The sequence below is a fragment of the Natrinema thermotolerans genome (assembly GCF_031165565.1).
In the GTDB taxonomy this organism is placed as follows: Archaea; Halobacteriota; Halobacteria; order Halobacteriales; family Natrialbaceae; genus Natrinema; species Natrinema thermotolerans.
On sequence record NZ_CP101873.1, the window covers coordinates 636,963 to 662,630 of the forward strand.

At 66.1% G+C, this 25,668-nt stretch carries 23 protein-coding genes; 8 read left to right on the forward strand and 15 right to left on the reverse strand.

Annotated features, from left to right (window positions below; all coding sequences use genetic code 11):
* Positions 1 to 71 precede the first annotated feature (71 nt).
* The gene (locus NP511_RS03365) at positions 72 to 1,211 is read left to right on the forward strand and encodes a TIGR04053 family radical SAM/SPASM domain-containing protein (RefSeq protein ID WP_049964402.1); all 1,140 of its coding nucleotides are present in this window, start codon (positions 72 to 74) and stop codon (positions 1,209 to 1,211) included.
* Positions 1,212 to 1,627: 416 nt separating this feature from the next.
* Here the strand turns inward: NP511_RS03365 and NP511_RS03370 are convergent, their stop codons facing one another.
* On the reverse strand, positions 1,628 to 3,469 hold the full coding sequence (locus tag NP511_RS03370) for an acetyl-CoA carboxylase biotin carboxylase subunit (RefSeq protein ID WP_049964404.1): 1,842 nt from the start codon (positions 3,467 to 3,469) through the stop codon (positions 1,628 to 1,630).
* Between the two features lie 189 nt (positions 3,470 to 3,658).
* Between NP511_RS03370 and NP511_RS03375 the strand changes: the two genes are divergently transcribed.
* Complete coding sequence (locus NP511_RS03375) at positions 3,659 to 4,804, forward strand: SPFH domain-containing protein (protein ID WP_049964405.1); 1,146 nt, start codon at positions 3,659 to 3,661, stop codon at positions 4,802 to 4,804.
* 86 nt (positions 4,805 to 4,890) lie between these two features.
* Here the strand turns inward: NP511_RS03375 and NP511_RS03380 are convergent, their stop codons facing one another.
* From NP511_RS03380 to NP511_RS03390, 3 genes are all read right to left on the reverse strand, one after another.
* Positions 4,891 to 5,814 (reverse strand): DUF3267 domain-containing protein, encoded by a 924-nt coding sequence (locus tag NP511_RS03380; protein ID WP_049964406.1) that lies wholly within the window; start codon positions 5,812 to 5,814, stop codon positions 4,891 to 4,893.
* Positions 5,815 to 5,950: 136 nt separating this feature from the next.
* Positions 5,951 to 6,304: a DUF8022 family protein gene (locus NP511_RS03385; RefSeq protein WP_006648908.1), complete on the reverse strand. Its 354-nt coding sequence runs from the start codon at positions 6,302 to 6,304 to the stop codon at positions 5,951 to 5,953.
* Position 6,305: 1 nt separating this feature from the next.
* Positions 6,306 to 7,850: an acyl-CoA carboxylase subunit beta gene (locus NP511_RS03390; RefSeq protein ID WP_006181734.1), complete on the reverse strand. Its 1,545-nt coding sequence runs from the start codon at positions 7,848 to 7,850 to the stop codon at positions 6,306 to 6,308.
* Between the two features lie 353 nt (positions 7,851 to 8,203).
* Here NP511_RS03390 and NP511_RS03395 point away from each other — a divergent pair, with 353 nt between their 5' ends.
* Entirely contained in the window at positions 8,204 to 9,553 is a 1,350-nt protein-coding gene (locus NP511_RS03395) for a sodium-dependent transporter (protein ID WP_084158221.1), read from the forward strand.
* Positions 9,554 to 9,573: 20 nt separating this feature from the next.
* On the opposite strand, the gene NP511_RS03400 is transcribed toward NP511_RS03395, so the two are convergent.
* Both NP511_RS03400 and NP511_RS03405 read right to left on the reverse strand, forming a co-directional pair.
* Positions 9,574 to 10,308 carry an SDR family oxidoreductase gene (locus NP511_RS03400; RefSeq protein WP_049964409.1) on the reverse strand — a complete coding sequence of 245 codons (735 nt, stop codon included), beginning with the start codon at positions 10,306 to 10,308 and terminating at the stop codon, positions 9,574 to 9,576.
* A 257-nt stretch (positions 10,309 to 10,565) separates the two neighbouring features.
* Entirely contained in the window at positions 10,566 to 11,012 is a 447-nt protein-coding gene (locus NP511_RS03405; protein WP_049964410.1) for a response regulator, read from the reverse strand.
* 182 nt (positions 11,013 to 11,194) lie between these two features.
* On the opposite strand from NP511_RS03405, the gene NP511_RS03410 reads away from it, so the two are divergent.
* On the forward strand, positions 11,195 to 11,860 hold the full coding sequence (locus NP511_RS03410) for a glycerophosphodiester phosphodiesterase (protein ID WP_049964411.1): 666 nt from the start codon (positions 11,195 to 11,197) through the stop codon (positions 11,858 to 11,860).
* Positions 11,861 to 11,910: 50 nt separating this feature from the next.
* Here NP511_RS03410 and NP511_RS03415 read toward each other — a convergent pair whose 3' ends face one another.
* The 6 genes from NP511_RS03415 to NP511_RS03440 form a co-directional block, all read right to left on the reverse strand.
* Positions 11,911 to 12,300, reverse strand: a complete 390-nt coding sequence (locus NP511_RS03415; protein WP_049964412.1) for a secondary thiamine-phosphate synthase enzyme YjbQ — start codon at positions 12,298 to 12,300, stop codon at positions 11,911 to 11,913.
* 50 nt (positions 12,301 to 12,350) lie between these two features.
* Positions 12,351 to 13,373 (reverse strand): HEAT repeat domain-containing protein, encoded by a 1,023-nt coding sequence (locus NP511_RS03420; protein WP_049964413.1) that lies wholly within the window; start codon positions 13,371 to 13,373, stop codon positions 12,351 to 12,353.
* Positions 13,374 to 13,519: 146 nt separating this feature from the next.
* A complete protein-coding gene (locus NP511_RS03425) occupies positions 13,520 to 15,547 on the reverse strand; it encodes a SpoVR family protein (RefSeq protein WP_049964414.1) in 2,028 nt (675 codons plus the stop codon).
* Positions 15,540 to 16,865 carry a YeaH/YhbH family protein gene (locus NP511_RS03430; RefSeq protein WP_049964415.1) on the reverse strand — a complete coding sequence of 442 codons (1,326 nt, stop codon included), beginning with the start codon at positions 16,863 to 16,865 and terminating at the stop codon, positions 15,540 to 15,542. The genes NP511_RS03425 and NP511_RS03430 overlap by 8 nt, the downstream gene beginning before the upstream one ends.
* Positions 16,856 to 19,147: a PrkA family serine protein kinase gene (locus NP511_RS03435; RefSeq protein WP_049964417.1), complete on the reverse strand. Its 2,292-nt coding sequence runs from the start codon at positions 19,145 to 19,147 to the stop codon at positions 16,856 to 16,858. The genes NP511_RS03430 and NP511_RS03435 overlap by 10 nt, the downstream gene beginning before the upstream one ends.
* 1 nt (position 19,148) lies before the next feature.
* A complete protein-coding gene (locus tag NP511_RS03440; RefSeq protein ID WP_049964419.1) occupies positions 19,149 to 21,221 on the reverse strand; it encodes a PrkA family serine protein kinase in 2,073 nt (690 codons plus the stop codon).
* Between the two features lie 585 nt (positions 21,222 to 21,806).
* Between NP511_RS03440 and NP511_RS03445 the strand changes: the two genes are divergently transcribed.
* Both NP511_RS03445 and NP511_RS03450 read left to right on the forward strand, forming a co-directional pair.
* Complete coding sequence (locus NP511_RS03445) at positions 21,807 to 22,238, forward strand: DUF5820 family protein (RefSeq protein ID WP_049964421.1); 432 nt, start codon at positions 21,807 to 21,809, stop codon at positions 22,236 to 22,238.
* A gap of 79 nt (positions 22,239 to 22,317) precedes the next feature.
* Complete coding sequence (locus NP511_RS03450; protein WP_006181749.1) at positions 22,318 to 22,764, forward strand: UPF0179 family protein; 447 nt, start codon at positions 22,318 to 22,320, stop codon at positions 22,762 to 22,764.
* A 39-nt stretch (positions 22,765 to 22,803) separates the two neighbouring features.
* Here NP511_RS03450 and NP511_RS03455 read toward each other — a convergent pair whose 3' ends face one another.
* Positions 22,804 to 23,154, reverse strand: a complete 351-nt coding sequence (locus tag NP511_RS03455) for a winged helix-turn-helix transcriptional regulator (RefSeq protein WP_006648922.1) — start codon at positions 23,152 to 23,154, stop codon at positions 22,804 to 22,806.
* Between the two features lie 123 nt (positions 23,155 to 23,277).
* Between NP511_RS03455 and NP511_RS03460 the strand changes: the two genes are divergently transcribed.
* Positions 23,278 to 23,907 carry a flavin reductase family protein gene (locus NP511_RS03460; protein ID WP_049964561.1) on the forward strand — a complete coding sequence of 210 codons (630 nt, stop codon included), beginning with the start codon at positions 23,278 to 23,280 and terminating at the stop codon, positions 23,905 to 23,907.
* A 41-nt stretch (positions 23,908 to 23,948) separates the two neighbouring features.
* Here NP511_RS03460 and NP511_RS03465 read toward each other — a convergent pair whose 3' ends face one another.
* Together NP511_RS03465 and NP511_RS03470 are read right to left on the reverse strand one after the other, a co-directional pair.
* Positions 23,949 to 24,368: an SRPBCC family protein gene (locus tag NP511_RS03465; protein WP_049964424.1), complete on the reverse strand. Its 420-nt coding sequence runs from the start codon at positions 24,366 to 24,368 to the stop codon at positions 23,949 to 23,951.
* 55 nt (positions 24,369 to 24,423) lie between these two features.
* Positions 24,424 to 25,092, reverse strand: coding sequence for a DUF7509 family protein (locus tag NP511_RS03470; protein WP_049964425.1), 669 nt, complete (start codon positions 25,090 to 25,092; stop codon positions 24,424 to 24,426).
* 106 nt (positions 25,093 to 25,198) lie between these two features.
* Here NP511_RS03470 and NP511_RS03475 point away from each other — a divergent pair, with 106 nt between their 5' ends.
* Complete coding sequence (locus tag NP511_RS03475; protein ID WP_049964426.1) at positions 25,199 to 25,591, forward strand: winged helix-turn-helix domain-containing protein; 393 nt, start codon at positions 25,199 to 25,201, stop codon at positions 25,589 to 25,591.
* Positions 25,592 to 25,668: the final 77 nt, after the last annotated feature.

Sequence of the window (25,668 nt, forward strand, 5' to 3'; positions counted from 1 at the left end):
ACATCTTCCGGTCTTCCCGACCCGCGGGAACAGGAGCGGCGTTTTCGGTTCGACGGTCCCGAGACTCCGCCATGCGCCCCGGCAATCTCGACACGTCCGAACGGCCGTTCGTCCTCATCTGGGAACTCACCCAGGCCTGTGGCCTCGCCTGTGACCACTGTCGGGCCGACGCCAAGCCCCAGCGCCACCCCGACGAACTCTCGACCGCCGAGGGGAAAGCGCTGCTCGAGGATGCGGCCGAGTTCGGCGACGGCCAGTTGGTCGTCCTCTCGGGTGGCGACCCGCTCGTTCGTGACGACGTCCCGGAACTGATCGCCCACGGTGACGATCTCGGCTTGCGGATGACGATCACCCCCAGCGGGACCGGCTCGCTGACCGCCGACCGGATCGAGGAGATGGCCGACGCGGGGCTCAAACGGATGGCCGTCAGCCTCGACGGGGCCTCGCCGGAGACCCACGACGCCTTCCGCGGCGAGGACGGCAGCTTCGAGGAGACGATCAGGGCCGTCGAGGACGCCCGCGAGGCCGGGCTGCCCGTCCAGGTCAACACCACCGTCTGCCAGCAGACGGTCGCGGAACTCCCCGCGATCCGGGACCTGCTGACCGAGATCGGGGCCGTCATGTGGAGCGTCTTCTTCCTCGTCCCCGTCGGTCGTGGACGGGTCCTCGAGCCGATCGCACCCGATCGGGCCGACGCGGTCATGGAGTGGCTCCACGAGGTCAGCGACACCGAACCGTTCGGCGTCAAGACGACCGAAGCGCCGCAGTACCGGCGGGTCGCGGTGCAGCGACGAGCCGACGAAGACGAGGGCGGCCAGAGCGGCGGCCGACCCGGCCCGGGCGACGGGATCGAACGACGGACAGGGATCGTCGCGGGCGACGGCTTCGCCTTCGTCAGCCACACCGGCGAGGTGTTCCCCTCGGGATTCCTGCCGGAGTCGGCCGGCAACGTCCGCGACCGACCGGTCACGGAGCTGTATCGCGATTCAGAGCTGTTCCGCTCGCTTCGGGACCGGGACAACCTCTCGGGCAAGTGCGGGGCCTGTCCCTACCGCCACGTCTGTGGCGGCAGCCGCTCGCGCGCGTTCGCCCACACCGGCGACCCGCTCGCCAGCGACCCGCTCTGTCCGTTCGTTCCCGAGGGCTACGACGGCCCGCTCCCCTGGGACGACACCGAGGGCGACGCTCGAGGCGTCTCAACCGGCGACTGATCGACACTCGTTCTCCGCGACGCGTGCTGTCCCCTACTCGAGGACCGCTACCGGCGACTACAGAGAACAGGGGTCGAGAGAAGCAAGTCGGAGACGGTCGCGGCCGCGGTATCGCCGCCACGAAACTGGCGACAATGGCTGACCGAACGACCACTGTGCCGCGTCGATCGTTCGACGCGGCCGCGACCGTCGTCAGTGACGATGGCTCGGTGCTGCCGCACATCGACATACCGGTCGCGTTACCGATCGTATTCGCGGGCACGCGGCGTCGAGTATGGATGGTGGGTGGCGGTCACCGGGGTCGCTCTCCGCTCCCGGTCGACCGCCCGCAGGGTCTCGCCGACGTCGCGTGCGATCGACCGTTGGGTAGGGACCCCTTCGCCGTTCGGGCGAAGACGTTCGTCCGCGGGCGAGCGCTACTCGAGGACGACTAACGTGTCGCCCATGTCGACGCTCTCGCCTTCCTCGACGGCAATCTGGGTGACGGTACCGCCGCGAGAGGCGACGATGTCGTTTTCCATCTTCATGGCCTCGAGGACGACCAGCACGTCGCCGGCCGCGACCTCGTCGCCCTCCTCGACCTCGACGTCGAGGATCGTCCCCTGCATCTCGGCGTCGACGGTCTCGCCGTCGCCCTCGAGTTCGGCACCGCCGTCGTCGCCGCCGGAACCGCCCGCCGGCTCCGGTCGGCTGGCACCGCCGCCGGCTTCGACATCGCCCGTCGGGATGGCTGGCGCGCCGTGTTCCTCGAGTTCGACCTCGAAGCGCTTGCCGTTGACCTCGACGGTGAACTCCCGCTCGGTGGACTCCTCGTCGTCTTCACTGCCGCCGGAGCCGGTGTCGCCGCCCCACTGCTCCTGGGCCTCCTCGATACGGCTCTCGTCGAGTTCCTCGTCCAGATACTTCGTCGTGTGCGTACTCGCGACGAACTCCTCGTCGGTGAGCATCAGCCGGTGGAACGGGATGATCGTCGGGATCCCCTCGATCTCGTACTCCCGTAGCGCGCGCAGCGAGCGCTCGATACACTCGTCGCGGTCCTCGCCCCAGACCACGAGCTTGGCGATCATCGAGTCGTAGTCGGTGACGAGTTCATCGCCCTGTCGCAGGGCGTCGTCGAGTCGGACGCCGATCCCGCCCGGCGGGTCGTAGGTCTCGAGGGTCCCACCGGTCGCGGGCGCGAAGTCGTTGGCCGCGTTCTCGGCGTTGATACGGAACTCCATCGCGTGACCGTCGATGTCGACCTCGTCCTGCTCGAAGTCGATTTCCTCGCCGGCGGCGACCTCGATCTGACGCTTGACGATGTCGAGGCCGGTGATCTGCTCGGTGACCGTGTGTTCGACCTGAATGCGGGTGTTGACCTCGAGGAAGAAGAAGTTCGCGTCGGGGCCGAGCAGTTCGCCCGCCTCGCGGTCCTCCTCCTCGACGAGGAACTCGACGGTGCCGGCGTTGGTGTAGTCCGCGGCGGCGACGCCGCGACGGGCGGCCTCGCCGATCTTCTCGCGGAGTTCGTCCGAGAGCGCGGCCGACGGTCCCTCCTCGATGACCTTCTGATGACGTCGCTGGAGCGAACAGTCGCGCTCGCCCAGATGGCGGACGTTGCCGTGTTCGTCCGCGAGGATCTGGACCTCGATGTGACGGGGCTGTTCGAGGTAGCGCTCGAGGTAGACCGAGTCGTTGTCGAAGTAGGCCTCGCCCTCGCGCTGGGCGCTCTCGAGTTGGTCTTCGACCTCGCTTTCGTCCCAGACGACCTTCATTCCGCGGCCGCCGCCGCCACCTTCGGCCTTGATGGCGATCGGGTAGCCGTGTTTCTCGCCGAACTCTTTGACCTCCGCGGGCTCGGTGACGGGGTCGGTCGTCCCGGGGACGATCGGCACGTCGGCCTCGTTCATGATCGTCCGGGCCTTGGTCTTCTCGCCAAGCGACTCCATCGCATCGCTGGACGGGCCGATCCAGGTGATCCCCTCGGCGTCCTCGACCTTGCCCGCGAACTCGGCGTTCTCCGCGAGGAAACCGTAGCCGGGGTGGATGGCGTCGGCGTCGGCCTTCCGTGCGGCCTCGATGACCCCCTCGTGATCGAGATAGGAGTCGGCGGCCCGCGCCGGCCCCACGTTGTACGCTTCGTCCGCGTAGCGGACGTGTCCCGAGTCCTTGTCCGCCTCGGAGTAGACGGCGACGGTCCCGATATTCAACTCCTCACACGCCCGCATGACGCGGACGGCGATCTCCCCGCGGTTCGCCACGAGAACCTTCCTGAACATTCCTGTGAGAACCGTCGGCAGGACCCTACCTTACTTTTTCGCAACGGGTTCGACAACGCGTCAGTTTTTGCCAGTTGACGACCCCGATCGCCGCCGATTCGAGTCGGACTCGGCGACCGCGATCCCTCACCGACCGGACCCATGCTAGTTATGGGCAATCGTTATCCGATCACGGACCCTGAATCAGGCATGTCCGAGTTCGTACCCGGTCCGCTACAGACCCAGTCGGTACTCGAGGACCCCCTCTTGCTCATCGGTGCCGTGGGGCTGTTGCTCGTGGTGATCACGGTCTGGCAGATGGTCGAGATCGTCGACGCCTACGACCGGGCCGCACTGACCGTCTTCGGCGAGTATCGCAAACTGCTCGAGCCGGGGCTGAACATCGTGCCACCGTTCGTCTCCCGGATCTACACGTTCGACATGCGGACCCAGACGTTGGACGTGCCCCAGCAGGAGGCCATCACGCGGGACAACTCCCCCGTCACGGCCGACGCCGTCGTCTACATCCGGGTGATGAACGCCAAGCGCGCCTTCCTCGAGGTCGACGACTACCAGCGCGCCGTCTCGAACCTGGCCCAGACGACCCTGCGGGCCGTGATCGGTGACATGGAACTCGACGACACGCTCTCCCGGCGGGAGATGATCAACGAGCGCATCCGGACCGAACTCGACGAGCCCACCGACGAGTGGGGTATTCGAGTGGAGTCGGTCGAGGTCCGCGAGGTCACGCCCTCCGCGGGCGTCAAGGGGGCGATGGAGGAACAGACCTCCGCCGAGCGCCGCCGCCGTGCCATGATCCTCGAGGCCCAGGGGGAACGCCGCAGCGCCGTCGAGAAAGCCGAAGGGGACAAGCAGTCGAACATCATCCGCGCCCAGGGTGAAAAGCAGAGCCAGATCCTCGAGTCCCAGGGTGACGCGATCTCGACCGTGCTGCGGGCTCGCTCCGCCGAGTCGATGGGCGAGCGTGCAGTCATCGACAAGGGGATGGAGACCCTGGCCGAGATCGGCCAGGGCGAGTCGACGACGTTCGTCATGCCCCAGGAACTCACCTCGCTGGTCGGCCGCTACGGCAAGCACCTCTCGGGCAGCGACGTGGAGGGCAACGGCACGGACCTCGAGAGCCTCGAGTTCGACGACGAGACGCGCGAACTGATCGGCCTGGACGACATCGCCGACATCATCGGCGAGATCGACGAACAAGCCGAGATGGACGTCGAGGCGATGGAAGAGCAGGCCCGGGCGATCAAGGAAGGCCAGGACGTGGGCATGGAGGCCGAAGAGCCGATCACCATGTCCGAGACCGAGGACGCCGACTCGAGTTCCGGTTCGGAGTAGCGGCCGCGCGTTCCCGATCCTCGCAGGACCCGTTTCGAACGGTCGGCCCGTCCCGGAACGGGGTACTTTCCTTCACGGCCCTCGAGTCAGCGGCGAGTTACCGCAGTCGCCGTCTCCGGAGCGGTCGCGTTACTTCGGCGGTAGCTCCGGACGAACGCGTAGACCACACCGACTACCGACCCGACGCCCAACACGCCGGGACCGACGCCGAACGAAATCTCCGTCGGCGTGTTGACGAACGAAAACAGGTACGTGAACGTGTCCGGCGTTCCGACAGTGAGCGACTCGATCCCGAGTGCGGACAGCAGCACCGGGCCAACCAACGCCAGCAGGGCGACCACGCCGATCGCCGCCACGGCGGCCCCCGCGAGCGCGTCCCAGACGAGCGCAGTCACGGAAAGTGACCGCGGGCGATCGTCTTCCCGACCGAGGATCCTGACGCCGCTCTCGTGGTCCTCGAGGCGGACGTGTGCCGGATAGGTCAGCAGCGTCATCGCCATCCAGAGATCCGCGATCGCGCCGGCGGCGTTCGCCGCCAGCGGGAGGAGCAGCCATCCCCAGCCGAAGGCGAGCATCGCCGGGAGACCGACGGCCGTCATCACGACGAGCGGGGTCAGGAGGACGACGACGAACTGGTCGCGCGTAAACTCGTGGTCGGTCGTCGCGTAGGCGTACGGCAGGATAAAGTGTGCGACGCCGACGCCGTACTTCGGCTCGCCGCCGTAGTAGCGGATGGCGAGGCCGTGCAGCCACTCGTGGGGAACGAGAAACGCAGTCCCCAGAAACAGGACGACCAGGACGTTCAGCCCGTTCGTCCACCAGCCGACGCCGTCGGGCGCGAACTGGAACGTCGCCGGGTGGCCGGTGACCGCCTGATAGAGTGCGCTCAGGGCCGCTGCGGCGACTATCAGCCCGAGCGTTCCCAGTGCCGACATCTGGATAGTAAGGCTGCGAGTCAGTTCCAACTCGCCGATAACGGTCTCCGACTCGCGGGCGTCTTCGATCGCCATGGAATTGTCTCAATCGGGTGACTATTAACGGTTCGTACGACGTCGGCGAGGTTGCCCCACCAGTCGCTCGAGGGCCGGACGCAGTTCCCTCACGACACCGACATGCGCGCCGTCGAAAAGAACGGCCGAGGCCGCGTTAGAACTGCTCGGTCCGTCCCGCCGCCGACCACGCGTCGGTCGGCGCGCCGCGGGGCACGCGGACGGTCCGGTGTTGCTGTGCGCGGACCCGGCCGGCGAAGGCCCACCGCTTGTCGTCCCACGTCTCCTCACCGTCGGCGGCGGCCGCGGCGGCCGCGAGCGCGTGGTCGTGGAGGTGGGCACCGATCGCAGCCGCGATGGCCGCGGCCTCCTCGTCGTCGGCGTCGTCGGGCAACTCGATCGAAACGTCGCCGGGCAGGGCCGCCTCGAGGCCCATCGACGCATCGTCGTCCCCCGCGCCGCCCGCGTCGGCGGCCCGGTCGTCGGCCGACGGCTGTTGCTGGGAGGTCATGTTACAGCGGGATGTTGCCGTGTTTCTTGTCCGGGTTCGACTCGCGTTTCGTCTCGAGCATCTCGAGGTCCCGAATCAGCCGCGGTCGGGTTTCGGTCGGGACGATGACGTCGTCGAGGAAGCCCTTGTCCGTCGCGGTGTAGGGGTTGGCGAACTCTTCACGGTACTCCTCGATGAGTTCGTCGCGGAGTTCGTCGGGGTTGTCCGCTTCCTCGAGTTCCTCGCGGTAGAGGATGTTGACCGCGCCCTGGGGACCCATGACGGCGATCTCGGCGGTCGGCCAGGCGTAGTTGACGTCCGCGCCGAGGTTCTTCGAGGCCATGACGCAGTAGGCACCGCCGTAGGCCTTCCGGGTGATGACGGTCAGCAGGGGGACGGTCGCCTCGGCGTAGGCATAGAGCAGTTTCGCGCCGTGGCGGATGATCCCGCGGTGTTCCTGATCGGTCCCGGGCATGTAGCCGGGGACGTCGACGAAGGTGACGATGGGAATGTTGAAGGAGTCACAGAAGCGGACGAACCGCGAGGCCTTCATCGAGGCGTCGACGGTCAGCGTGCCGGCGTTGACCCGTGGCTGGTTGGCGACGAGGCCGACGGAACGGCCGTCGAGACGGCCGAAGCCGACGACGATGTTCTGGGCGAAGTTATCCGCGACTTCGAAGAAGGAACCCTCGTCGACCACCGAGTCGATGACGTTGGTCATGTCGTAGGGCTTCTGGGGACTCGGGGGGACGATGCTCTTGAGCTCCTCGTCGCGGCGGTCGGGGTCGTCCCACGGCTCGACGCGGGGCGGGTCCTCGACGTTGTTCTGCGGGAGATAGGAGAGGAGTCGCTTGATGTCGTCCAGGGCCTGCTCTTCGCTCTCGCAGGCGAACTGGGCGACGCCGGTCTTGTTGGCGTGGGTCATCGCGCCGCCGAGTTCCTCGTGGGAGACTTCCTCACCGGTGACGGTCTTGGTGACACCGGGGCCGGTGATGTACATGTGGCTGGTGTCTTTGACCATGAAGATGAAGTCGGTGATCGCCGGGGAGTAGACGGCCCCGCCGGCACACGGCCCCATCGTCGCGGAGATCTGCGGGACGACGCCACTGGCTTCCTGATTCCGGCGGAAGATTTCGGTATAGCCGGCGAGGCTCTTGACGCCTTCCTGAATGCGGGCCCCGGCGGAGTCGTTGAGTCCGATGACGGGCGCGCCGACCTCCATCGCCATGTCCATGACCTTACAGACCTTCTCGGCGAAGACCTCGCCGAGCGATCCCCCGAAGACGGTGAAGTCGTGGGCGAAGACGAAGGTGGTCCGCCCGTTGACCTCGCCGTAGCCGGTGACGACGCCGTCGCCCGGGACCTTCTTCTCCTCCATCCCGAACTGGCTCGTCTGGTGGGTCCGGAGCTGGTCGAACTCCGTGAACGTGCCGTCGTCGAGGAAGTAGTCGATCCGCTCGCGGGCGGTCATCTTCCCCTTGTCGTGTTGCTTCTCGATCCGCGCTTCGCCGCCGCCTTTGCGCGCCTCTTCGCGAAGTTCCTCGAGTTCGTCGATGCGGTCTTCCATCGTCATAGGGAAACCCTCCCGTGGCGACTCATTGGCCGTGGCAACGGCCACCGGAATAAAAAACGTTCTGTAACTCGTATTATTTCCCATGAGGGTTCGGGTGTTGTCGTATCACACGGGGCGGCAGCCGACCGGCCGCGATTTCGTTCGGCTGCGGCCGGGGGGACGGGTCGGCGGCGTCGAGTCCTACCCGGTGTGAAACACATTCCCATTGTGAAGAGATATTCCGTGACGCACTTTTCGATTCGTGGACAAATGCGGAACGAATCATGACAGATAACACTGAAAGCGGAAAATACTGAATATAGTCCCCGAATGTAAGGTTTTAAGGCATGGTGAGAAAGGGTTACACCATGGCACAACGCGAAACATGGGCAACGAGAGCGGGGTTCATCCTCGCTGCGGTCGGCAGTGCAGTGGGATTAGGTAACGTCTGGCGGTTCCCGTATCAGGTCGGCGAGTTCGGCGGCGCGGCGTTTCTCGTCGTGTACCTCGCGTTGATCGCGGTCATCGGGTTCCCGGTGATTCTGGTCGAGTTCACTGTCGGCCGGTACACGGATCGGAATCCCGTCGGCGCGCTCAAGCAGATCGGCACGGGTTCGTGGCAGCGGATCGGGTGGGTGTTCGTCCTCGCGGGCTTCGTTATCCTCTCGTACTACAGCGTCATCGCTGGCTGGGTTTTGCAGTACACCGTCTACGGACTGCAAGGGAACTACGCCGCAGACGGTGCGGCGCAGTTCGGAGCGACGACCGGGGGAATGATGTCGGTCCTCACACACGCGATTTTCATGGCGGCCGTCATCGCCGTCGTCGGGCTCGGTATCCGGCGCGGTATCGAATTCTCCGTGAAGCTGATGGTTCCCGCGATCATCATCCTCCTGGTCGGACTGGCAGTCTACGCCGGCACACTCTCGAGTGCCGGGGAAGCCTACGCGTACTACCTGTCGCCCGACCTGGGTACGATCGCCGCGAACTGGACGAGCATCTTACCCGCAGCGGCCGCACAGGCGTTCTTCACGCTCTCGCTCGGGATGGGCGTGATGATCACCTATGCGTCCTACCTCGGCGAGGATCGTAACCTCGCCAAAGACGCCGTCATCATCGTCGGATTGGACACGGCGATCGCGTTCACCGTCGGCCTCGTCGCGTTCCCGGTCCTCTTCTCCGGCGAACTCGCCGTCGCCGACATCGTCGCAATCGGCGACGGTCCGGGATTCATCTTCATCGCGCTTTCGCAGGCGTTTAGCAACATTCCGTTCGGTAGCGTTCTCGGGGCTGTCTTCTTCGGTACCGTCACCATCGCGGCGCTCTCGAGCGCGATCAGTATCATGGAAGTCGTCGTTTCCTACCTGATCGACGAACGCGGCGTCGATCGCATCCCGGCAACGCTTCTCATCGGGACCGCCATATTCCTCTTCGGCGCTCCCGTCGCGTACGACGGGAGCCTCTCGTGGCTCACGGTCTACGACGAACTCGCGAACAACATCCTGCTCATCCTCGGCGCGCTGTTGTTATCCGTCTACATCGGCTGGGTCCAGACCGACCTCGGCCTCGAGGAACTCGGCAAAGGGATCCGAAACCTCGGCGGGTGGGGAACGGCCTGGATCTGGGCCCTTCGAGTGCCCGTCGTTGTCACGCTGGTCGTGATCCTCGGACTGAACGCGATCGGTGCGTACGAGGCGATCAGCGGTATTCTCGGCTAATCGGCGGCCGTTTTCGCCGATCAGGCCTCGCCGTACACTGGCACCGCAGCGCCGCTCGTCACCGCCGCGGCGTCGCTACAGAGAAACGCCATCACGTCGGCGATCTCGAGCGGATCGACCCATGCGTCGTGATCGGCGTCGGGCATCATCTCGCGGTTCATCGGGGTGTCGATAACGCTCGGCATGACGCAGTTGGCTCGCACCGTCCCGCGGTTCTCCTCGGCCAGCGTCTCCGTCAGCAGCCGGATGCCGGCCTTCGTGATCCGGTAGGGGCCGTCGCCCTCGCCGCCCTCGAGCGAGGAGCGGGCGCTGATGCCCACGATCGCCCCCTCGGTTTCCCGGAGGTGGGGCAGGGCGTGTTTCGCGGCGAGGAAGGCCGTCTTCAGGTTGACGTTCAGGAGGAGGTCGAACTCCTCGAGGTCGGTCTCCTCGATGCGGTCGCCGCCGCGCCACGTCCCGGCGACGTTCAGCAGGTGGTCGATCCGGCCGTGGTCGTCGACGATCGTGTCCATCAGCGCCGCGACCTCGTCCTCGTCGGTCAGGTCCGCCTCGTAGAAGGCGAGAGCGGACTCGTCGGTGGGATCACGCTCGAGCAGACTGTCCTCGTCGTCGGGTGCGATCACGTCGACCGCACAGACGGTCGCGCCGGCCTCGCGGAAGCGATCGACGGCGGCGCTGCCGAGCGCGCCGCTCGCGCCGGTGATCACTGCGACAGTCCCCTCGAAGTCGACCTCGAAGTCAGTATCGGGTGACATACGGGTGGGTGTGTGTCCCTGTCGCATCAAAGGCGGGGCTGCACGCGGCGTCGACTCATACGGGCCGTGTAACGACGGACCGGGACAACCACAGGACGGACGCGGTTGCACCGAGCATGACGGACACCAGTCCATTTCACACCGCGCGTGCTACTGTCGCTAGCAGCCGATACGAAGCCGATCGAGAATTCGCGGCCGTCCATACCAGCGACGGCCGCAGTGATGCGACCGATCGTCACGTCGTTCCGTCAACAGTATTAGCCGTCGCCCACCGGCAGGGCCGCGCGTCTGAACCAGAACTCCGCGACCGCTTCGACCAGTTCGGTGTACCCTTCGGCGTCCGTCGGCTTCTCGAGGGAGGCGTTCGCGCCAAGGCGGTAGCTCTCGCGGACTGCCTCCGAATCCCCCGGTCGGGCCAGCACGAGGACGGGACGCCGTCCCAGTACCGCCTCGTCGGCGAGTGCCTCGAGTAACTCGAGGCCGTCGGTTCGCGACAGGTCCCGGTCCAGCAAGACGAGATCGGGGCCGGCCGACGAGTCGGTCGCCGCGTCGGTGAGGATCCGAAGCGCCTCGGTCCCGTTGGACACGACCTGAACCGACGTTTTGACGGCGATGTCGTCGAACTCGGCTTCGATACGGCTGCTCGTCTCGTCGTCGTCCGCGACGAGGAGGACATCGACCGCGTCGTCACATCGACCTCTCATGCGTGGATCAGAACTGATCGGGCAGTCGGTGTCCCGCCCGGTGCAACAGTCGTCTCCATCTAGTCAGGCGGTTCTTTTAACAATACTTGCTAAGTGCTTTGGATCGGTCCCGATGACTCTCCGCGGATCCGACGGCTGCGACCCGCCGACCGACTGAAGCCGCTGGGCGACGATCGACCGCTATGCGCTGTATCGCCCACCGGGGGTTCGCCGCGGTCGCGCCCGAGAACACGATCGGCGCGGTCCGCGCTGCGGCAGACCGCGCCGACGCCGTCGAGTTCGACGTGCGCCGCTGTGGGACCGGCGAACTCGTCGTCGTTCACGACGAGACGATCGATCGAGTCACCGACGGGACCGGCACCGTCGCGGCGCTGTCGCTTGCGGCCCTCGCCGACCGGTCCGTCCGCGGGACCGGCGAGGGGATCCCGACGCTCGCCGCCATGCTCGCGGCCGTCCCGCCGACAGTCGAAGTCCACATCGAACTGAAAGAACGCGGCCTCGCCGCCGACGTTCTCGCGATCCTCGACCGAACCGACCTCCCCAACCGAGTCGTCGTCACCTCCTTTCTGCCCGGCGAACTGCGGACGATCCGCGAGCGTGATTCGAGCCAACCGATCGGCCTGCTGGCCAGCCACCGCCTCGAGACGCCGGTGACGACCGCGGTGGAACTCGACTGTGCCGTCCTCGGCGCGAACCGCGTTCGGTGTCTGGCGACCGGGATCGTCCCGCGGGCGACGGCAGTCGATCTCGAGGTCCACGCCTGGACGGTCGAGCGGGCAGCGACGGCGCGGCTGCTCGAGCGGCGGGGCGTCGACTACGTCTCGGCCGATCGGCCGCTCGACGTGTAGCGGGCGAGTGACGACCGCCGACCGGCCGCTCGCCGAGACGATTTGATCGGCTACGCCTCGGTCGTCGTCACCGAGACGGTCCGCGTTCGCGGCCCGTCACATTCGACGAGCAACACCGACTGCCAGGTCCCCAGCGCCGGCTCGCCGTCCGCGACCGGGACCGTCACGTCGGGGCCCAGTAGCGCGGCCCGCAGATGCGAGTCCGCATTGCCGTCCAGTTCGTCGTGTGCGTGTCCCGAATCGGGAACGAGGTCCCGCAGGAACGACTCGAGGTCGCCCCGGAGCCGTGGCTCGTTTTCCTGGACGACGAGCGCGGCCGTCGTGTGTTCGACGAAGGCCGTACAGGTACCCGACTCGCAGTCGTCCGGAACCGCCGCGGCGATCGACTCGGTCACGTCGACGGTCGTCAGTCGCTCGTCCGTCTCGACGGTGAACGTCATGGGCTGGCCTACGGCGGCGAGAAAGGGCTCGGTTTCGGTTCCGGCACGGACTACGACAACCGACCCGCGGCCCACGACGCGCGGTCGCGGACGTTCGGTGCCGGGTCCCGACTCGCGAGGTCGGCGAGTCGCGGTTCGGCAGCTTCGACGCCGCCGTGTCCGAGTGCGACGCAGGCGTTCGCCCGAACGTGTGCGTGGTCGTCGGCGAGCAACGAGAGCAACTGGCGGCGGACCGGGTCCACCGCGGTTTCGGTGCCGGCGGCGATGCGGGCGATCGTCACCGCGGCTGCGGCCCGGGTGTCGGGATCGTCACAGGAAAGCGCGGTCCCCAACTCCGCAGTGACCGATTCGACCGCCGCTGGGTCGTGGTGGGCCACGTCGCCGAGACAGCCGATCGCCTCGTGTCGGACGGCCGGGTTTTCGTGATCGACGAGCGCCGCGGCGTGGGAAACGAACGCGAGCGAGCCGAGATCCCCCTCCGACCGCGCCAGTCGCCCGAGCGCGCGCAGTGCGGGCCGCCCGTTCTCTGCCGGAGCAGCCGACAGCGCCGCTTTCAACACGGATACCGCCGGCTCGAGTGCCGTCGGATCGACCCGAGAAACGTGCGCCAGCGCGTCGAGGCCGTCCGTATCGTAGTCCGACCGCTGCTCGAGGACGTCGGCGATCGCCACGGTATGATCGACGACGACGTCGGGTCGCTCGGCAGCGACGGCCGCGAGACACCGGAGCAACTCGCCGGTCATCGGCCGATCGGGGTCGTCGCGGGCGACGGCGACGATCGACCCCGTCGACGGTGCGACGTCGGTCGGTGCCTCGGCCGCCAGATCGGCGAGGCAGGCGGCGACCGTCTCCCGGAAGTCGATCTCGGGCCGCTCGAGCAGCGACCGGAGTTTCGGGACCGTCGGGGCACAGCCGGCCGCCCCGTCCCGCTCGTCGATCGCGGTCCGGATCCGGTTTACCGCCGCTCGTTGTTCGCTCGGCTCCCCGTCGAGTCGTGTCAGGACTGCTGGCAGGTCGATCCCGGTGGCTCCCCGGCCCCGGGGCTCGACGGCCTCGCCCCCATCCCCATCCATCGTGTCTCGCCAATCGAACAAAACCAGCAAAAGCCTTCTGGCCAACGCGATCGGCCGTTCGCCTGACGACGGGCCGTCGCGGGCGGGCTTCGGAGCCGGTGCCGGCTCGAGCGCGGCCGTTCGGCGCCGTCCGACGGCGGACCGGCTCAGGCCAGCCACTCGTCGGGCTTCGTGTCGTAGTCCACGTCGTCGGCCGCGAGGTGTTCGACCTCCTCCCAGGGGACGTCCTCGGTCGTCATCGTCTGGCCGTCGTATCGGATCAGTTTGCCCTGCTCTTCGGCGTCGGGCTCGCGGTTGCGCCGCTTTGCGACCTCGATGTCGTGTTCGTCGACCTCCTTGACGATCGTCAGCAGGTTCACCGGCCGGCCCCACAGCTCGAAGATCCGCTTCAGCGTCTCCTTTGCCTGCCCGAGATCGAGCATGACGCCGTTGTACTGGTGACCGAGCAACAGTTCGTTGGCGTTGTTGTAGTTGCCGTCGTAGACGGCGATGGTCGGCTTCCCGAAGTTGGTAAACTGCAAGAGCAGTTTCTTCTTGACGTCCGCGGCGGCGTCGCTGGCGACGTGGAACTGCCCCGTCGCCTGCGAGTGTTCGTAGGTGAAGTAGTTGTTCTCCGTGATGAACTCCTGAGTCAGGAACTCGTCGAGGAAGGTCACGTCATTGTGACTCTCCCGGACGTCGAACAGCCGGTCCCAGCCGGCCGCGTAGTCGATCTCCGCGAGCGCGTCCGCGACGGAGTCGTACCGCGCGTCGTCGAACAGGTAGCGGCCGATCCGCTCGAGGTCGTTCTGGCTGACTCGCTTGAGGAAGCCCCGATGCTGGCGCTTGACCAGCGAGTAGTGCCGGCGGGCCAGCCCCTCGTAGGTCAGGACCTTCCAGGGGTACTTCTCGACGTCTATCTCGCCCTCGCGGGCCCGCTCGAGCGCCTCGTGATCGACCCACTCGTCGGGCAGTGTCGCGACGTCGTCGAGCGTGTCGGGCGAAATCGTCTCGAGCGCCGCGGGCGGCTCGAGCGTCTCGAGGACGTCGTCGAAGTCGACGACGTCGGTGAGGTTGCGCCAGGAGACGCCCTCGACGCGCAGCAGAGCCTCGAGGACTTCCTGCCGGTTGGTGGTGTTCTCGACGTACTCCCAGAGTTCCATCCCGAGGCTGTAGGGGTTGAGCCCGCCCGAGGCCAGGACTTTCGCCATGTGGTCGGCGTAGTTGAGGAACTCGTCGTCGCCGGCGAAGGCCTCGTCGGTCATCATCGTCGATTCCCAGTAGGCGGCCCACCCCTCGTTCATCACCTTCGTCATCTTCTGGGCGGCGAAGTAGTAGGCCTCCGCGCGCATCATATCGAGGATGTCGCGTTGCCACTCTTCCATCTCGACGCCGCGGCCGGCCTCCGCGTCGTACTGCTTGCCGTGTTCGCGGACGAACGCCAGCAGGTCCTTCTGTGGCTCCTCCGGGAAGCTCCCGGTGATCTCCTCGCCCTCGAGTTTCTCGACCCACTCCGCGTCGAAGACCTCGCCTTTGATCTCGTCGGAGAGGTCGAGTTCGTCCAACTTCTCGGCGAGATCCTCGTCGATCTCGCCCGCGGGACCGTCGACATCGAGCCGACGGGTGAAGACCTGATGCTGGTCGATGTTGTCCTCGAGGCTCAGACAGTGGTCGATCCACTTCTCGACCTCGGCGCGGTCGATGTCGGGATCGGACATGTACTCGTCGATGGCTCTGGCGTGGCGCTCGAGCATGGCGGCGGCGTTGACCTGATCCTCGTCGGCCTGGCCGCCGGTGAACATGCCGAACCAGTCGTTGTTCGCGAAGAAGTCCGAGTGGGCCTCGACGTGGGTGATCACCGCCTTCTGGTCGGCCACCGTGTTCGACTCCTGCAGGAAGGCGTGGGCCGGGTTATCGTTGTTGACGATCTCGAAGGCCTTCCCGCCGCCGTACTGGCCCTGTTTCTGTTGCTTGTCGTACTGCATGCCCCACCGCCAGTGGGGATACCGAGACTGGAACCCGCCGTAGGCGATGAGTTCGTTCATCTCGTCGTAGTCGATGATCCAGTACTTCACGGGGTAGGGCTCGAGGCCGAGTTTCTCGGCCAGATTGCGGGCCTCTTCGACCGGCTCCTCGAGCTCGCCCGCGATCGCCTGTTTGCGGAAGCGGTCCGCGTTGGAGTTGCGTTTACTCATCTGATTCGCCCTCCGTCGAGAGGATGTCGTAGATCGCGTCGGTCACGTCCGACTGGTCGTTGACGTAGGCCACCGCCACGTCGTCGGCGTCGGTCCCGAAGTGGCGCTCGAGTTCCTCGGCGTGGGTGGCGTTGATCGCGTTGCCCGACGGCTGGGTCTCCACGTAAGCGTGGAGGTTCGCCGGGATCTCCTCCATCAGCGGGATGACCCGTTCCTCGGTGTCGTTCGAGGAGTTCTCGGAGTCCCCCGCCGCGAAGACGTAGCGGTTCCAGTCGCTCCAGGGGTACTCCTCCAAGAGCTGCTGGGCCAGTTCGTACGCGCTCGAGATTTTCGTCCCGCCGCCGCTGCGGATGCCGAAGAATTCGTCGCGCTCGACCGCCCAGGCGTCGGCGTCGTGGGCGATGTAGACGAACTCGGCGTTGTCGTACTTGCCCTGCAGGTACCAGTCCAGCGGGGTGAAGGTCCGCTCGACGAGTTCGCGTTTCTTCTCGCGCATCGAGCCGGAGACGTCCCGGATGTTGACGACCACGACGTTCTTCTCCTTTTCCTCGATGATCTCGGGATGGCGGTAGCGCTCGTCCTCGCGGCGGAAGGGGACGTGTTGGATCCCCTCGCGGCGGATCTTCTGTTGGACGCTCTCGCGCTCGACGTTTTCCTCGACCGCCTCGATGGAGTCCCATGTACCGCGCTCCTCGTCCGGAATGTCCTTGTAGGCCTCTTCGATCCAGGCCATCGACACCGGGAGGTTCTCGCCGCGGGCCCACTCGAAGACCCCGCGGGGCGAAATCCCCTCGACCTTGCAGAGTTCCCGCAGGAACTCCTCGTCGAAGTCCATCGCGAGCTTGCGCTTGAGTCCCTCCTTGAACATCCGCTCGAAGTCGAGCGTGCTGTTGGGACCGGTCCGGGTGAGGTCGGTAAACGGTCCCTCCTTCTCCTCGACGACCTTCTTCCCCTTGGGATCGAGGTCGAGCCCGAGTTCCTCGTCGAGTTCCTCGGCGAACTCCTCGGGGTCCATCTCGTAGTACTCGTGGTCGCCGCCCTCCTCGCCGGGCTCGCCGTCCTCGCCGTCGTCGCCCGGCTGGGGCTGTGGCTGGCCGACCGGCTGCCCGGCGTCGGGGGTCCCGTCCTCACCCTGGCCGACCCCGCCCTGATCGCGCTGATCGTACTCGAACTCCGGCAGCGAGACGATCTTGACCGGGATGTTGATCTCGCCGGGGCCGCTCCCCGCGAGGTCGCCGTACTGGATGAAGTCGGCCAGGTCTTCGCGCCGCTCCTCGCCGACTTCGCGGAACCGCTCGAGGTCGTCTCTCAGTCCCATCTGTAACTCACCTGTCCCATGACGTGTCTACTGGTTAGCTCGGCCGACGCCGCCGAGTAGCCGAAGAGGTCGACCATGGTCTCGATCGTGTCTTCCTTGACCGCCGCGGTCTGGGTGTCGCTCGGCGGATCGCTCCACTGTCGTGGATCGAAGTCCTCGAAGGTCCGCTCGACGTCGTCCCAGTCGTGGCTCTCGAGGACGGTCTTGATCACCGGGATCGCGGTGAGATCGACGTCCTCGACCGAGAAGTCCTCGTCGCGGTGTTCCCACGCGTGGCGGTTCAACGACGTGATGACCTTCTCGCGGCGGAAGTTCCGGACGCTCTCGCGGGGCTGATTCCCCTCGTACTCGCTCTCGGAGAACCGGCCGAGGTGTTCGATCTCGAACAGCTTCATCTTCAGCGGATCGGGCTCGACCCGCTCGCCGCGGTCGTTGTACAGCGGTTCCTCGGTCTCCCACGCGTAGACGTGTTCGACGTACTCGGCGACGGTCTCCTCGTCGACGCGCTTGTCGTACATGATTGCCTCGATGACGTCGCTCTCCTGCTGGTCGTAGACGTAGTTTTTCACGGGGACGACGCGGTTCTCGAACTCGGAGCGCTCGCCCGTCGAGAACACCGGCGCGTCGACCAACCCCTCGACCATCGCGTTGAGGACGTCGCGGGGCATGACGACGTCCTCGACCGGGAGGTCGGCGTGGTGGCGGTCGCGGTCGGTCTGGAGCAGTTCCGCGAGCGTGTCCCGCGTGTACGTCACCGGGATGCCGTGATCGCCGTCGTTGCCGTCGTCGTCGAAGTCGAACTCCTCTTTCTCGCGGCGGCTGTCGCCCTCCTGCAGGTAGCCCTGATCGTAGATCAGTGCCTTGTCGACGAGATCGAGCCCGTTCGGGAGGGTTTCCTCGTCCAGTCGCGTGACGACGGCATACAGCGCGGCCGCCTCGATCGCGTGGGGCGCGAACTCCTGGACCCGCGTCTCGCCGTCGCGGTCCTTGATCGTCACCCGCACCGGCGCGCGGATCCGGTCGGCGAGTTCGTCGTAGCTCCCGGCTTCCCAGACCGCCGTCTCGTTGGTTAGCTCGCGCCGGATCAGCTCCGTCTCGAGGCTGAGGTTCGTCAGGTAGCCAAAGCGGTGTTTGTCCAGGCGCCGCTTCAGCGCCTTCAGCGGGTCCATTCCGTTTCGATCGGAGTGCTGGTTGAGCTGGGCCTCGAGATCGGGGTTGGAGATGATCAGCATCTGGCTGTCGACGTCCATCCCGATCCCCTTGTCCAGTTTCACGGACTGTTCGTCGGGGACGTTCAGCAGCTTCTGGAGGAGGTCGGCGTGCTGGGCCGCGTCCTCGACGATGGTGAGGACGCCGTTGCCCTGCGACAGGACGCCGTCGTAGCTAAAGGCCTGCGGGTTCTTCCGGCCCCGCGAGTCCAGTTCCTGAAGCATCCCGTGCATCCACGAGCCGACGAGCCGTTCCTTGGGCCGACCGTCGTCCTCGGAGTGGAGGACGCCGACGCCCTGTCCGACGTCGACGACGTAGTTTTTCACGCGCAGGTGATCCTCGTCGGTGATCGCCGAGAACAGGTCGTCCTCGCCCCGTCGGCGATAGCGTTCCTCGAGGAAGTCGTAGGCCTCCCGCGAGAAGGGGTCCAGCGCCGCGTCGACCTGAATCGGGACGTGATCGTCGAGTTCGTCGTTCAACTCGGCGAGCAGGTCCTCGCGGACGGCGTCGGGGAACACCGACAGAGGATGGGCCTGGACCGGGCTCTCGTACCAGTTCTGTTCGTCGGCGGCGCTCGTGCCGCCGTCGTCGCCGTAGCTCAGTCCGCGCTCGCCGCCCTCGGCGGTCGAGATGTTCCACTCGACGGTGTACCGGCGGCCCTCGGGCGTCTTCGAGTACTCGCGCAGCCCGTTGACCAGACACCGCTTGAGTTCGGACTTGCCCGTCGCCGTCGGGCCCTCGAACCAGATGATCTTCTCGTCTTTCGCCCGGCCCGCGGCGATCGACCGCAGGTCGTCGACGAACCCGTTCAGGACCTCGGTGTTGCCCAAGATGGCGTGTTCGCCGTCGTTGTACGGGTCGTCGAAGAAGCGGTAGCGCTCCTTCTCCTCGCCCTCCTCGACGACCGTGCGGGTGCCGGCGGCCTCGATCGCCTCGAGGAGGTACTTCGAGGCGTGGGAGGCAATCTGTGGGTTCTCGAAGAGCCGATCGACGTACGCCGCGAGGCTCATCGGCTCCTCGTAGGTCTCCTCGAGGGCGCGGTCGGCCTCGGTGACGTAGTCGTGTCCGGTCATGTTAGTCTTCCATCTCGGTTTTGGCGACCTCCGCGCCGGCGAACTCGAGTACTTCCTTCGCGCCGCCTTCGGAGTAGCCCTGTTCGATCAGCGCGTCGATCCACGCGGAGCGTTCGTCGTCGTCGAAGTCGTTGGCCGACACCAGCGCGGAGAAGTTGATGTTGTGTTTCTTGTCCTCCCAGAGCTTGCGTTCCAGGGCACGGCGCAGGCGCTCGTTGTCCTGCGGGTTGAACGCCTCGCCCTCGCGGGCGCGGCGGGAAACCCAGTTGGAGACTTCCTGTCGGAAGTCCTCTTTGCGGTCCTCGGGAATGTCGAGTTTCTCCTCGACCGAGCGCAGGAACGTCTCGTCGGGCTCTTGCTCGCGGCCCGTCAACTCGTCCTCGATGGTGTCGTCGTCGATGTAGGCCATCACGTGGTCCATGTATTTCTCGCCCTGGCGCTGGATCTCGTCGATGTCGTAGGCCAAGGCGTGGCGGACGTCCTCGATGGCGCGTTCCTTGTACTCCTCGCGGACCGTCTCGAGGTAGCGGTAGTACTGCTCGAAGTTGTCCTCCGGGATGGAGCCGTGGTGTTCGAGGTTCTCCTCGAAGAAGTTAAAGACCGTTAGCGGCGAGAGGAACCCGCGCTGGCGGTGTTTGGAGTCCATGATCGCCTCGGCGATCTCGTCGCCGATAAAGCGCGGTGAGACCCCGACCATGCCCTCGCCGATCTCGGCTTTCGCCTCGGCTTCCTCGCGGAGCTTTTTCGTGTCGATATCGTCGCCCTCGTCGATCTCGCCGTTGTAGGCTTTGGCCTTCGAGAGCAGCCCGACGGTCTCGGTGTCGGGTTCCTCGATGCGAGTCAAGACGCCGAACAGCCCCGCCATCTCGAGGGTGTGTGGCTCGACGTTGATGTCGGGAACGTCGGCGTTTTGCAGCATCTTCTCGTAGATGTTGGCCTCGTCCTCGTAGGAGAGGACGTAGGGGAAATCGATCCGCTTGGTACGGTCGTTGAAGGCCTCCATCTTCTCGTCGCCCTTCTTGTCCTTGTACTCGGGCATGTTCGTCCGGCCGACGATCACCTGGTCGATGTCGATCCGGGGGTTGTTCTTGGGCTTGATCGTCTGTTCCTGAGTCGCATGGAGGAAGTCGTAGAGGAACTCCCGCTGGAGTTTGAGCAGCTCTTCGCCGCTGAAGATCCCCCGGTTCGCGTTACAGAACGCGCCGGAGTAGTCGAACGCCCGCGGGTCCGACTCGCCGTAGATGGCGATCTTCGAGTAGTTGACGTCGCCGGTGAGCTCGGTCTCGTCCTGGTTCTTCTTGTCCTTGGGCTCGAAGGTCTCGAGGCCCTGTCGCTTGTTCTCGTCGGCGACGAAGCGGACGATCTCGACGTGGTTCTCGAGGACCTGCTGGAGGTCGTCCTCGTAATAGGCCAGCAGCTTGTCCATGTAGAACTCGCTTTCCGGATCGAGCGCCTGCTCGTTCTGGATGGTGTAGGGGGCATCGAGGTTCTCGTTGAGATCGTCGATGACCCGCTGGCGCTGCTCGAGCGGCAGGAGGACGAGCGGGTCCTGATTCATCGGCGACCGGACGGTGTCGTCGGCCGGGTCCTGGTCCTGGATGACGTCACAGAGGTTCGTCCACCGGAAGGTGTACATCCGGCCGTCCTCGCGGAGCGTGTAGTCCTCGAAGTACTGCCGGACCTGTTTGTCGAAGTGGGACTTCCCGGAGCCGACCGGCCCCAGCAGGAGCTTGATCCGCCGTTCCGGCCCGAGCCGGCGAGCGCCGGATTTGACCTTGTTGACGAACTCGTGGATCGACTGGTGGATCACCTTCCCGTAGAAGGTGTTCTCGCCGTCACCGAGCGGGTCCTCGCTGGCGAGTTGGTACTCGACCATCCCCTCGGTTTCGTCGTAGGTGGTGCCGTAGTAGTCGAACATGTCCGCGACGCGCTGGTGGGCGTTGCGGGCCACCTTCGGGTCCTCGTATACTTCCTCGAGGTACCAGTCGAAGGACTTGGTCTCCCGCAGGTCCGCGGGCATCGACTCTTTGTAATCGGTACTGAGCTGCTCGAGTGTCTCGATGTCACCGGTCATGGTATCGTTGAGTGGGTTCCCCCCGTTTGCGGTCGTCCGTGATCGCACGGAGTGAAAGCGGACGTCTTCGACCAGCCGAGGCGTCTCGCGGCCGAACCGTCGGAATCCGTCGCCTCGCTGTACCCGACGTGAGCGTCGAACTCGTCGGGCTCCTCGAGGGGACTCTCGGGGAGCGTGACCCGTTCGTGGGCGGCGTGGTAGCGTGTCATCTGTCACCTTTCACCACTCTCCGTTGCGCAACACCGTGTCGGGGGTCGAGCAACGGTGCGCCGGGGACGGGCGCGGAGTGGATCGGTCCGGCGATCGGATACCGATAGTATTTAATGAGTGAGTAATCCAGCTACTTAACCTTAGCCCCAAAAGGTATTTGTCAGAACCTCTTTCCACACGAATTCTGCTAGAAACATATATTGGGCATAGGTATCACACCCCACATTCGGGCGACTACGGTATAAGTTGCCAGCCTGCATGGGCAGTGTGGGCTCGCGCGCGCCAGTTCGTGGTCGCAGCGAGTCACTGGACCACCCTCGTCCCTCTGGCCACCGTGACGAGGGGGATTTAGGCGCGGGGCGTCTATCGGAGGCTATGTCGGACTCGACCGCTGACGACGGGGGTATCGACTCGCGGCTCCCCGAGGCCTGGCAGGTCTGGAGTCGGGGCGAGGACGGCCGGCTCGTCCTCGCGTACCGACCGGATGTCTTCGACGCCGCGGACTTCCCCGCTCCCTGTCTGCCGACGCTGTATCTCACCCACGGCAAGCGAACCCGACGTCCCGGCGTTCACCCCGGCGACACCGCCGACACCGCGGACTGGTTCGTCACGCTCTATCTCGAGCCCGACGTCTCGCTGAACGAGACGCTCCGGTACCCGACGCGCGACGCGGCCCTCGAGGAAACGGTCGCACTCGCCCGGCGGTTCGACGACGGCGAGATCGACTACCGCGGGTTGTATCAGGTTCCCCGCGAGGCGTACTTCGAGCGACTCGACGACCTCACCGGCGACGGCTGCGAGGACTGACTCCCGAAGCGGTGATCGACTGGACCGTCGCGGCCGCCGTGACGTGACCCTTAACCGCCAGTGGCGAGTATCCGTTCCCATGTCGACCGTTACGCTCGTCGGGTCCCGGCTGGCCGAACCGGGGACCGAGTTCATCTACGAGGGCGAAGCCGACGCCTGTGCCGGCTGTCCGTACCGGAGCCAGTGTCTCAATCTCTCGCCGGGCACGAAGTATCAGGTCACCTCCATCCGCGAGAACGCACAGACCCTCGAGTGTGCCATGCACGACGGCGGGGTCCGGGCCGTCGAGGTCGAGCCGGTCTCCGTGCGCGCGAACATCACGTCGAAGGGTGCCTTCGCCGGCAGCAAGACCAGCCTCCCCGGCCCCTGCCCCTACGTCGAGTGTCCGAGTCACGAGTACTGCGAGCCCGACGGCGTCGCCTTCGACGAGGAGTACCGCATCGCCGAAATCGTCGGCGAGCCGCCACACGAGGTCTGTCACCTCGATCGGTCGCTCGAGCTGGTCGAACTCGAGACCGACGAGTAATCACATCGAGAACCCCGGCACTGTTCTCGCCGTCCGGAGCTACGCCTCGAGCGCGCTCTCCTCGAGCCAACTACCCGCCCAGCACTCGATCTCGCCGAAAACCGGCTCGAGAGACTCGCCCTTGTCGGTGAGGCTGTAGAAGGTGGCGACGGGGGCGTCCTCCTCGATGCGTCGTTCGACGAAGCCCATCTCGCCTAAGTCGTCGAGGACCCGCGAGAGGGTGCGGGCGTTCGCGCCCGTCGAGCGCTTGAGTTCGTTGAAGCGCTGTTCGCCGTCCAGTAGCTCGTGGAGGACCGCCAGTCGCCACTTGGAGCCGATCTGCTCGAGGGAGGCGATCACGGGACAGGCGCCGTCGTCCTGTTCGCGGGGTTCGGGCCGTTGGGATGCCATTGAGTACCGCCGCCTACGTCGCGAACCGTTTTAGTAGTTCGCATACGAACCGGGTATCATCGTGTTAGTAGATTGTGCGCGGCGACCGGCAGCGCCGACGCCGGCCCGACGGGTGAGACGGCGATGACCGACGGCGGAACGGCCGGAACGGACGGGTCCGACGCCCTCGAAATCGATGCCGCCGACCACGACGGCTCGCTCTATCGGATCCTCTCGAGCGCGGTCGTCCCCCGGCCGATCGCGTGGGTGAGTACCACGAGCGAGGACGGCGTCGACAACCTCGCGCCGTACAGCTTCTTCACCGTGGCGTCGGTCGACCCACCGGTCCTGCTGTTCGCGCCGGTCGATGGAGCCGACGGGCTCAAGGACACGCCGCGAAACGCCCGCGACACCGGCGAGTTCGTCGTCAACCTCGTCACTGCGGACCTCGCCGAAGCGATGAACGAGACCAGCGCCACGCTGTCGGCCGACGAGAGCGAGTTCGACCACGCCGGCCTCGAGCGCGCCGCCTCGAGCGCGGTCGACGTACCGCGGGTCGCCGACGCCGCGGTGACCTTCGAGTGTTCCCTCCACGACCTCGTCGACGTCGGCGGCTCGACGCTCGTGCTGGGTGAAGTCGAACACGTCCACATCAAGGAATCGGTGACGACCGACGGGAAGATCGACGTCGACGAGATCGACGCTCTCGGTCGACTCGCGGGGAGCCGGTACGCCCGAACCGGGGATCGGTTCTCGCTCGAGCGACCGCCGTAGCTCCCGACCGTCTCCGTCGCGAACGCGGGTCACGGCCGGCGCTACTCCGCCGGCGGGTCGCTCTCGAGCAACGTCTCGAGGTTCTCCAGCGCCCGCAGATAGACGGGGACCGAACCCGCAGCGTGGACGGGGAGTTCGAACGCGATCCGACACCGCCGTTCGCCGAGGTCGTCGATGCGGTGGCCGGCTGCGGGGATCCCAGTCACGCGCCAGGTCCAGCGCCGTTCCGTACACGACGTGATCCGGAACGGGACCCACGCACCCGGCACACGGATCCGTCCCCGCGTGTCGGGACGAAGCCGCCGGTCGGTCGCCTCGACGCCGTTGACCAGCGGCGACCACTCCGGCCAGCGGGTCGTGTCGACCAGGAGGTCCCAGGCCTCGGCCGCGGGAACCGAGAGGACGTGCGACACCTCGAGGCGGCGGCCGTCCGGGGTCGTCGCGGTCCGAACTCGAGTCATGGGTTCCCTAGCCGCTCCTCGGATATGAGGGTTTCACGCCGACGGGCGGGGCGGCTCAGTCTAGCCGTCGGAGGTCGCCGTACAGCTCTTCGTTCTGGACGTGCGTACAGAACTGGGCGCACAGCCGACAGAGCGCGGTTGCGTCGTCGAAGGTCCTGACACTCCCGTCCCAGCGCGTATGCACGGCACCGAGCATCGCGCTTCGGACGTCCGGTTCCGTCGCCACCATGAACCGCTCGGCGCGCCGCGGCGGGTTCGCGTCGGCCGGATCCCCGTCGGCGTCCGATCCGAGCATGTCCTCGAGGACGCTCCCGATCTCGATCCCGACACCGAGGTTGTCACCGACGGCAGGTGCGACGAACACCGTCGCGTTGCTGGCCCTGGCGAACTCGATGCTCTGGGTCGCCGCGTCCATCTCCTCGAGATCGATCCCGACATCGATCGCCAGAAAGGCGTTGAAGCCGCGCTCGCGCAGACAGTCTCGGGTCTCCTGTAGCAGCCGGAGAACGTCGTCCTCCGCGTACGACCCGGAGCGCTCGTTCCACGTCGCGAACGACGGGAGAGCGTCGTCGGTCGAATCGGCGTCGTCCGGGAGCAGGGCCTCGACGTCGAACGTTCGGTACGGACCCATCACGTACACCAGAAACCGCTCCCGTTCGACGGGCGAGAGCGCGTCGGAATCGCCGCAGTCCCGCGGGAGATTCTCGATGATACGCTGTCGCATTGGCGTCGGCTACCGAGGGATCACATATAAAACCGGCCGCTATAGAGAGTTCTCTAGTAGACAACGCCTAAGTCGATCGGGCGACAAGCGATTCACACGAGACGGTATGGCAGACGCAACTAACCGAGACGCAGGGGACGTCCGGCGGCCGGAGCCGCCGCTCCCGGAGAACAGCGGGTTGACGCTCGAGGAGTACCTCGACATGCAGCGGGCGATCGGCCATCCGGTCCGGTACCGGTTGCTGCGAACGCTGGTCGCGAACGACGAACTGAGTGCGTCGGCGTTCAACGACGCCGTCGACGTGGCGTCGCACAACTTCCACTATCACCTGGACGAACTGGTCGACGTCGGACTGGTCGATAAACGACAGCGGCGGACGCCAGATAGCAGCGGCTTCTACACCTACTATCGGCCGACGGCGATGGGACGGGGCATCCTCGAACACGGCGTCCACGAACTGATGCGCCGGGAACGCGAGTTCAACGACGCCTACGCCTGACCGCGGCTGATCGGTTCCCGGACCTGACTGTCGTCACCACTAGACTTTACTGGGGTGGCTCCCTCCGTCGGACTATC

Coding starts and splice junctions, on each gene's coding strand:
- NP511_RS03425 (WP_049964414.1), bottom strand. CDS start 15,547: ATGAGTAAACGCAACTCCAACGCGGACCGCTTCCGCAAACAGGCGATC.
- NP511_RS03475 (WP_049964426.1), top strand. CDS start 25,199: ATGGCAGACGCAACTAACCGAGACGCAGGGGACGTCCGGCGGCCGGAG.
- NP511_RS03400 (WP_049964409.1), bottom strand. CDS start 10,308: ATGTCACCCGATACTGACTTCGAGGTCGACTTCGAGGGGACTGTCGCA.
- NP511_RS03455 (WP_006648922.1), bottom strand. CDS start 23,154: ATGGCATCCCAACGGCCCGAACCCCGCGAACAGGACGACGGCGCCTGT.
- NP511_RS03465 (WP_049964424.1), bottom strand. CDS start 24,368: ATGACTCGAGTTCGGACCGCGACGACCCCGGACGGCCGCCGCCTCGAG.
- NP511_RS03435 (WP_049964417.1), bottom strand. CDS start 19,147: ATGACCGGACACGACTACGTCACCGAGGCCGACCGCGCCCTCGAGGAG.
- NP511_RS03385 (WP_006648908.1), bottom strand. CDS start 6,304: ATGACCTCCCAGCAACAGCCGTCGGCCGACGACCGGGCCGCCGACGCG.
- NP511_RS03440 (WP_049964419.1), bottom strand. CDS start 21,221: ATGACCGGTGACATCGAGACACTCGAGCAGCTCAGTACCGATTACAAA.
- NP511_RS03450 (WP_006181749.1), top strand. CDS start 22,318: ATGTCGACCGTTACGCTCGTCGGGTCCCGGCTGGCCGAACCGGGGACC.
- NP511_RS03415 (WP_049964412.1), bottom strand. CDS start 12,300: ATGACGTTCACCGTCGAGACGGACGAGCGACTGACGACCGTCGACGTG.
- NP511_RS03370 (WP_049964404.1), bottom strand. CDS start 3,469: ATGTTCAGGAAGGTTCTCGTGGCGAACCGCGGGGAGATCGCCGTCCGC.
- NP511_RS03395 (WP_084158221.1), top strand. CDS start 8,204: ATGGCACAACGCGAAACATGGGCAACGAGAGCGGGGTTCATCCTCGCT.
- NP511_RS03460 (WP_049964561.1), top strand. CDS start 23,278: ATGACCGACGGCGGAACGGCCGGAACGGACGGGTCCGACGCCCTCGAA.
- NP511_RS03375 (WP_049964405.1), top strand. CDS start 3,659: ATGTCCGAGTTCGTACCCGGTCCGCTACAGACCCAGTCGGTACTCGAG.
- NP511_RS03365 (WP_049964402.1), top strand. CDS start 72: ATGCGCCCCGGCAATCTCGACACGTCCGAACGGCCGTTCGTCCTCATC.
- NP511_RS03390 (WP_006181734.1), bottom strand. CDS start 7,850: ATGGAAGACCGCATCGACGAACTCGAGGAACTTCGCGAAGAGGCGCGC.
- NP511_RS03445 (WP_049964421.1), top strand. CDS start 21,807: ATGTCGGACTCGACCGCTGACGACGGGGGTATCGACTCGCGGCTCCCC.
- NP511_RS03430 (WP_049964415.1), bottom strand. CDS start 16,865: ATGGGACTGAGAGACGACCTCGAGCGGTTCCGCGAAGTCGGCGAGGAG.
- NP511_RS03410 (WP_049964411.1), top strand. CDS start 11,195: ATGCGCTGTATCGCCCACCGGGGGTTCGCCGCGGTCGCGCCCGAGAAC.
- NP511_RS03405 (WP_049964410.1), bottom strand. CDS start 11,012: ATGAGAGGTCGATGTGACGACGCGGTCGATGTCCTCCTCGTCGCGGAC.
- NP511_RS03420 (WP_049964413.1), bottom strand. CDS start 13,373: ATGGATGGGGATGGGGGCGAGGCCGTCGAGCCCCGGGGCCGGGGAGCC.
- NP511_RS03470 (WP_049964425.1), bottom strand. CDS start 25,092: ATGCGACAGCGTATCATCGAGAATCTCCCGCGGGACTGCGGCGATTCC.
- NP511_RS03380 (WP_049964406.1), bottom strand. CDS start 5,814: ATGGCGATCGAAGACGCCCGCGAGTCGGAGACCGTTATCGGCGAGTTG.